This is a genomic window from Kocuria tytonis, assembly GCF_003226895.2.
Lineage (GTDB): Bacteria > Actinomycetota > Actinomycetes > Actinomycetales > Micrococcaceae > Kocuria > Kocuria tytonis.
Window position 1 is genome coordinate 121,570 of the sequence record NZ_PNJG02000005.1, and the last position, 6,213, is coordinate 127,782.

Below are 6,213 nucleotides of genomic sequence, written 5' to 3' on the forward strand. Positions count from 1 at the left end.
ACGGCAGAATGCTTTTCCGGGTGGTCCGGGTCACACTCCCTTCCGGACCCGGTGCACGGACGGACGCGGTCAGCGCGGGCCCCGCCCCGTAGAATGCGGGGCATGGCCCAGCACGAACCTCTCCCCCGCGACCCCATTGCCGAGGCCCGGCGCAACTGGGAGCGCGAGGGCTGGACGGAGGCCGCCGGGCCCATGGCCGCCGTGACCTCGATCATGCGGGCGCAGCAGCTGCTTCTGGCGCGCGCGGACCGGATCCTCAAGCCGTTCCACCTCACGTTCTCCCGCTACGAGGTGCTGGCCCTGCTGAGCTTCGCGCGCGAGCACAGGATGCTCATGAAAAAGGCCAGCGCCCTGCTGCAGGTCCACCCCACGTCCATCACCAACGCGGTGGACCGGCTGGAGGCCGCCGGGCTGGTGCGCCGGGAGCCGGTCAGCACGGACCGCCGGGCCGTGAACGTGGTGCTGACGGACCGGGGCCTGGAGACCGTGGAGGGGGCCACCCGCGCCCTGAACGAGGAGCTGTTCCTCACCACGGGCTTCGAGGAGCACGAGGTGAAGGCGCTGGTGGGAGCGCTGAGCGGTTTCCGGGCCCGCTGCGGGGACTTCGCTCCTCCCGCGGGCCGCCCCGACACCGCACACGAGGACCCTCCCCGCAAGTCCGCGTGTTAGCCCTGCCCGGAACCCTCTTCAGATTCCTCCCGCAGCGTGGTGATGATGCCGGAGAAGTCCATGCCCGCGTGGCCGTCCTTCACGAACTGGTCGTAGAGCTCGGCCGCGAGCCGACCCATGGGGGCGGTGGCACCGGTCTCGTCCAGCGCGGTGGTGGCGAGGTTGAGGTCCTTGGACATCAGCGCCCCCGCGAAGCCCGGTTCGTAGTCCTTGTTGGCCGGGCTCGTGGGCACGGGGCCGGGAACGGGACAGTTGGTGGTCAGCGCCCAGCACTGGCCCGAGGCGTTGGAGACCACGTCGAACATCGCCTGGTGCTCCAGCCCGAGCTTCTCGGCCAGCACGAACGCCTCGCTGACCGCCACCATGGACACACCCAGGATCATGTTGTTGCAGATCTTCGCGGCCTGACCCATGCCGTTGCCGCCGCAGTGCACCACGCGCCCGCCCATGATCTCCAGCAGGGGCCGCACGCGCTCGAAGACCTCGGGCTCCCCGCCCACCATGAACGCGAGCGTCCCGGCGGTGGCGCCCACCACTCCCCCGGAGACCGGGGCGTCCGCCGCGGTGAACCCGGCGTCCCGCGCCAGCTGGGCGGCCTCCTGCGCCTCGGAGATGTTGATGGTGGAGCAGTCCAGGAACGTGGCACCCGCGGGAGCCGCGGCGAGCAGGCCCTCGGCGCCGTCGGCCCCCGTGTAGGCGTCGATGACGTGCTTGCCGGACGGGAACATGGTGATCACCACGCCCGCCGCGCGCACGGCGTCCTGCGGGGTGTCCACCACGTCGATCCCCTGCTCGCGGGCCGCCGCGCACGCCTCGGGGACGATGTCGTAGCCGGTGACCCGCACGCCCGCCTTCACGAGGTTCGCGGCCATCGGGCCGCCCATGTGGCCCAGGCCCAGGAAGGCGACGGCGGGGAGCTGCTGGCTGGTGGTCTCGGTCATGACGTTCCTCGTTCCAGGAGTGGTGGAGTGCCCGGGGGCTGCGGACGACGACGCCGCGCGGCTCAGCTGCCCGCGGGCATCACGAAGCTCGCGCCCTCCTTGGCACCGGAGGGCCAGCGCGTGGTGACGGTCTTGGTCTTGGTGTAGAACTTCAGCCCGTCCGTGCCGTGCTGGTTGAGGTCCCCGAAGCCCGAGGCCTTCCAGCCGCCGAAGGTGTAGTACGCGATCGGCACGGGGATGGGGACGTTCACGCCCACCATGCCCACGTCCACGCGGGTGGTGAAGTCCCGGGCGGTGTCCCCGTCACGGGTGAAGATGGCCACGCCGTTGCCGAACTCGTGCTCGCTGGGCAGGCGCAGGGCCTCCTCGTAGTCCGCGGCGCGGGCAATGCACAGCACCGGGCCGAAGATCTCCTCGCGGTAGATGCTCATGTCCGTGGTGACGCGGTCGAACAGGGTGGCGCCCACCCAGAAGCCGTCCGGGTAGCCGTCCACGGTGGCACCGCGGCCGTCCACCACGAGCTCGGCACCCTCCTTCTCACCGGCGGCGATGTAGGACTCGATGCGCTCCTTGGCCTGGGCGCTCACCACCGGTCCGAAGTCCGAGGACTCGTCCAGCGACGGGCCGAGCGTGAGCGTGGCGATCCGCTCCTCAAGCAGTTTCCGCAGGGTGTCCGCGGTGGCCTCCCCCACGGGCACCGCCACGGAGATGGCCATGCAGCGCTCACCCGCGGAGCCGAAGGCCGCGCCGATCAGGGCGTCCGCGGCCTGCTCCAGGTCCGCGTCCGGCATGATCACCATGTGGTTCTTGGCACCGCCGAAGCACTGCGCCCGCTTGTTGTGCGCGGCCGCCGCACTGTAGATGGACTGGGCGATGGGCGTGGAGCCCACGAAGCCGATGGCCCGCACCCGGGGATCCTCGATCAGCGCGTCCACCGCGGTCTTGTCCCCGTGGACCACGTTCAGCGTGCCCGCGGGCATCCCGGCCTCCAGGGCCAGCTCCGCGAGCCGCACCGGCACGGAGGGGTCCCGCTCGGAGGGCTTGAGCACGAACGTGTTGCCCGCGGCGAGCGCGATGCCGGTCTTCCACAGCGGGATCATCGCGGGGAAGTTGAACGGGGTGATTCCGGCCACCACACCCAGGGGCTGGCGCAGGGAGTGGACGTCGATGCCCGTTCCGGCACCGCTGGAGAACTCGCCCTTGAGCAGATGCGGAGCGCCGGCGGCGAACTCCACCACCTCGATGCCGCGCTGGATGTCACCCTTCGCGTCCGGGAAGGTCTTGCCGTGCTCGTTGGAGAGCAGGGTGGCCAGCTCGTCCATGTTCTCGTTGATGAGGTCCACCCACTTCAGCAGGATCCGCGCGCGCCGCTGGGCGTTGAGCCCGGACCACTCGGGGAAGGCCCGCTCCGCGGAGCTCACGGCCTCCGCGACCTCCTCCGCGGTGGCCAGGGGAACCTGAGCGCTCACCGCCCCCTCCACCGGGTTGTAGACGTCCTGGGTCCGGCCCGAGCCGCCCCCGGTCCGGCGGCCGTGGACGAAGTGGGGAACGAGGGTCATGGCTGCTCCTGGGGTGGGGTGTGATGCACGTCTCCCCCGAACGTATCCGCACTTCATTGGGCGTGCAACTACTTTGCCGCAGGACGCCGCCCAAGGCACCTGAGACAATGTGCCCATGAGTGACAACGCCTACGAAGAGCTGCCGATCCACGACGAGATGATCCGCCTGGGCCAGGCCCTGAAACTGGCCAACCTGGCCGAGGACGGGCACGTGGCCAAGACCCTGGTGGCAGAGGGCAGGGTGACGGTGAACGGCGCGGTGGAGACCCGGCGCGGCGCGCAGCTGCACCCGGGCGACGTCGTCGCCGTCGAGGGCTCCGGGCTGCCGGGGGTGCATCTCGTCTCCGCGTGACCGCGGCGCTCTGCGCGCCGACGCCGTTTAGAAAGGAGATGCGTCTGTTCGGTGCCCGGGCGGGAGCGCGGCCACGACCCCCTGAGTCGGGTCGCTGGGAGCCGTGGTCCCGGCTCAGCCCACCAGCGCGCGCAGGTACTCCCCCACGTGGCCGATCTCCTGCGGGGACACCCCGTGGCCCACGTTGCGGTACTGCACCTTGGTGGCGTCCGCGTGCTGCTGCATCCACTCCGCGGAGAAGTCCACCATCGCAGGCGGGATCACCGGGTCCTCGGGGTCGCGGCCCCAGAACATGGGCAGGGGCTGCTCGCGCAGGGCGGCGTCGTGGAAAAAGTCCGCCTGGGCGTCGTCGTCCGCCACCGGGACCACGAAACCGGAGAGACCCACCACGGCGTCCACCAGGCCCGGCGCATGGCGGGCCACCGTGGTGGCCATGGCCATGCCCTGCGAGAAGCCCAGCAGGATCACGTGGGTGTGCTGCACGGACTCGTCCCGCAGCCATTCGACCACCGGCTCCGCGGCGGCCACCACGGCGTCCGTGGTGAAGCTGAGGTCCCCCGCGAGCGGGAACCACTGGAAGCCCATGCCCGCGCGCTGCGGTGCGCGCACGGCGGCGTAGCTGAAGGACTCCGGCAGGGACTCGCTGAGGGCCATGAGATCTCCCTCGTGCGAGCCGTAGCCGTGGAGCAGGACCACCAGCGGGGTGCCCGCGCGGTCGTCGGGGTCGTTGTTCCAGATCACGTGAGGGGCTTGCTGCATGGCACCATCCTGGCACGGTTGCGGAACCCCGGGAGTCGCGCCCACCCCTTTGGGCGTGCTAGAAACCGCTTATGGATCAGAGCATTCCAGCGCAGACCCCGATGGCCGAGACCCCCGAGACCCCGATCGCGGAGCCGCTGCACCCGTGGCACCGCATGGTGTCCATGGGGGACTCCTTCACCGAGGGCGTGGGTGACCCGGACGACTCCGTCCCGGGCGGGTTTCGCGGCTGGGCGGACCGCGTGGCCGAGGAGCTCGCGCGCACCACGGACGACTTCGCGTACGCGAACCTGGCCATCCGCGGGCGCCTCTTCCAGCCCATCGTGGACGAGCAGCTGGAGCCCGCCCTGGAGCTCAAGCCGGATCTGCTGACCATCAGCGCGGGCGGCAACGACATGCTGCGCCCCGGTGCCGACCCGGACGACATCGCCTCCCGCCTGGACACCGTGGTCGAGCAGATCGCCGCCACCGGAGCCACCGTGGTGATGTTCGACGCCGCAGACATCGGCAACACCCCGGTGATGCGCAGCATCCGCGGTCGCGTGGCCATCTGGAACGAGAACGTGCGCACGGTGGCCGCCCGCCATGACGCCGTGCTGGTGGACCTGTGGGGGCTCAACCAGCTGAGCGACCCCCAGATGTGGGCCCCGGACCGCCTGCACTTCTCCCCGCTGGGCCACCAGCTGCTCGCGTGCGAGACCCTGGACAGCCTGGGCGTGGACCACGGCCTCACCCCGGACCACCCCGAGGCGCGCCCCGAGCGCACGTGGCGCGAGGCCCGCCGGGACGACATGGTCTGGGCCCGCAAGTACTTCGTCCCGTGGGTGGGCCGCCGCATCCGCCACCGCAGCTCCGGCGACTTCATCACCGCCAAACGCCCCGCCTTCGGCCAGGCCACCATTCCCGGCGCGGGCGAGGAGATCCCCCAGCAGGCCGAGGAAGCCTGAGCCCTCACGCTCTGCTCCACCACACGACGACGGCGCCCGCGCCCCTTTCCGGGGTGTAGGCGCCGTCGTAGATCAGCAGGCCGGAATGCCACCCACGGTGGGCTCGCACGACAATCCACCCATTGGTGTGGTGAACCAGAGAATGCCCGCCGCGCTCACGGGCAGGCGCGCGTGGCTGACCTCACTGTGGTGATGGGAAGAAGTCCTGCCCGTTCCAGAATGGGCCGCGAGTACTCGCTGCAGTCGACGTGGATCAGTGTTCGCCCTCGATGTCGGGCCGAGCGGGCCCGCTGGACCACCAGGGCTCGGTACAGCCCGCACCCGCGATGGCCTTCGAGGCATGCGCCGCCCCACAGTCCTGCGAAGTCGGTTCGCTCGGGGAACTCGGAGCGGCCGGAGCAGGCCACGTGGCCGTCCTCATCCCGTACCACCCACATCTCGAACGATTCAGGGGCGCTGCGCCACCGCTCGACCAACTCGTCTTCCTGCAGGCGGATCCTTTCCAGGGAGTCCCCAAACACCCGACCAGCAAGATTCTCCGCTTCTCGCAAGGACGCCTCCGTCACCGCGCGTTCCACCGTGTAGCCACGAAGCTGCTCCGGGCCGGCAGCCGCGGAGATGAGCACATCCGCCTCGCCCGCCATGACCGTTTCCGGTTCTTCGAGAACAAATCCATGGTGTTGAAGCTTGTCGACCAGGAAGGGCAAGTGGTCATGCGATCGGGTTTTCCACGCGACGTGGTCCACTCGAGGGTCCGCCGTAAACCTTGAGACCACTCTGGCTATCAGGTCATCCAGCTCTGATTCACCCATGGAAAACGGGGCGTAGGTCACGAAACCTCGTCGACGCGCAGGAAAGACCGCGGCGAGGAGAGGCCCGACATGCGCCACTTCGGGCGCGTCGGCCATCTCGGCGGCACCACGTTGGACGAATACCGCAAGCACATCGAGAAGGACGCCGCCCTGGAGCGGCGCTTCCAACCCATC

Annotated in this window: 7 protein-coding genes; 3 read left to right on the forward strand and 4 right to left on the reverse strand. The window is 70.1% G+C overall.

Annotation, left to right across the window (positions count from 1 at the left end):
• Positions 1-93: 93 nt before the first annotated feature.
• Positions 94-669 (forward strand): MarR family winged helix-turn-helix transcriptional regulator, encoded by a 576-nt coding sequence (locus tag C1C97_RS11785; protein ID WP_110920406.1) that lies wholly within the window; start codon positions 94-96, stop codon positions 667-669.
• On the opposite strand, the gene mmsB is transcribed toward C1C97_RS11785, so the two are convergent.
• Both mmsB and C1C97_RS11795 read right to left on the reverse strand, forming a co-directional pair.
• Positions 666-1,610, reverse strand: a complete 945-nt coding sequence (mmsB, locus tag C1C97_RS11790; RefSeq protein WP_110920405.1) for a 3-hydroxyisobutyrate dehydrogenase — start codon at positions 1,608-1,610, stop codon at positions 666-668. The genes C1C97_RS11785 and mmsB overlap by 4 nt on opposite strands.
• A 62-nt stretch (positions 1,611-1,672) precedes the next feature.
• A complete protein-coding gene (locus C1C97_RS11795) occupies positions 1,673-3,169 on the reverse strand; it encodes a CoA-acylating methylmalonate-semialdehyde dehydrogenase (protein ID WP_110920404.1) in 1,497 nt (498 codons plus the stop codon).
• Positions 3,170-3,284: 115 nt separating this feature from the next.
• Here C1C97_RS11795 and C1C97_RS11800 point away from each other — a divergent pair, with 115 nt between their 5' ends.
• The gene (locus tag C1C97_RS11800; RefSeq protein WP_110920403.1) at positions 3,285-3,521 is read left to right on the forward strand and encodes an RNA-binding S4 domain-containing protein; all 237 of its coding nucleotides are present in this window, start codon (positions 3,285-3,287) and stop codon (positions 3,519-3,521) included.
• 114 nt (positions 3,522-3,635) lie between these two features.
• On the opposite strand, the gene C1C97_RS11805 is transcribed toward C1C97_RS11800, so the two are convergent.
• Entirely contained in the window at positions 3,636-4,280 is a 645-nt protein-coding gene (locus C1C97_RS11805; protein ID WP_110920402.1) for an alpha/beta hydrolase, read from the reverse strand.
• A 71-nt stretch (positions 4,281-4,351) separates the two neighbouring features.
• On the opposite strand from C1C97_RS11805, the gene C1C97_RS11810 reads away from it, so the two are divergent.
• Positions 4,352-5,227, forward strand: coding sequence for an SGNH/GDSL hydrolase family protein (locus C1C97_RS11810; RefSeq protein WP_407657289.1), 876 nt, complete (start codon positions 4,352-4,354; stop codon positions 5,225-5,227).
• Positions 5,228-5,382: 155 nt separating this feature from the next.
• Here C1C97_RS11810 and C1C97_RS11815 read toward each other — a convergent pair.
• The coding region (locus tag C1C97_RS11815; protein WP_158591157.1) for a GNAT family N-acetyltransferase at positions 5,383-6,213 on the reverse strand (831 nt) is incomplete at its 5' end.

Coding starts and splice junctions, on each gene's coding strand:
- C1C97_RS11785 (WP_110920406.1), top strand. CDS start 94: ATGCGGGGCATGGCCCAGCACGAACCTCTCCCCCGCGACCCCATTGCC.
- mmsB (WP_110920405.1), bottom strand. CDS start 1,610: ATGACCGAGACCACCAGCCAGCAGCTCCCCGCCGTCGCCTTCCTGGGC.
- C1C97_RS11795 (WP_110920404.1), bottom strand. CDS start 3,169: ATGACCCTCGTTCCCCACTTCGTCCACGGCCGCCGGACCGGGGGCGGC.
- C1C97_RS11800 (WP_110920403.1), top strand. CDS start 3,285: ATGAGTGACAACGCCTACGAAGAGCTGCCGATCCACGACGAGATGATC.
- C1C97_RS11805 (WP_110920402.1), bottom strand. CDS start 4,280: ATGCAGCAAGCCCCTCACGTGATCTGGAACAACGACCCCGACGACCGC.
- C1C97_RS11810 (WP_407657289.1), top strand. CDS start 4,352: ATGGATCAGAGCATTCCAGCGCAGACCCCGATGGCCGAGACCCCCGAG.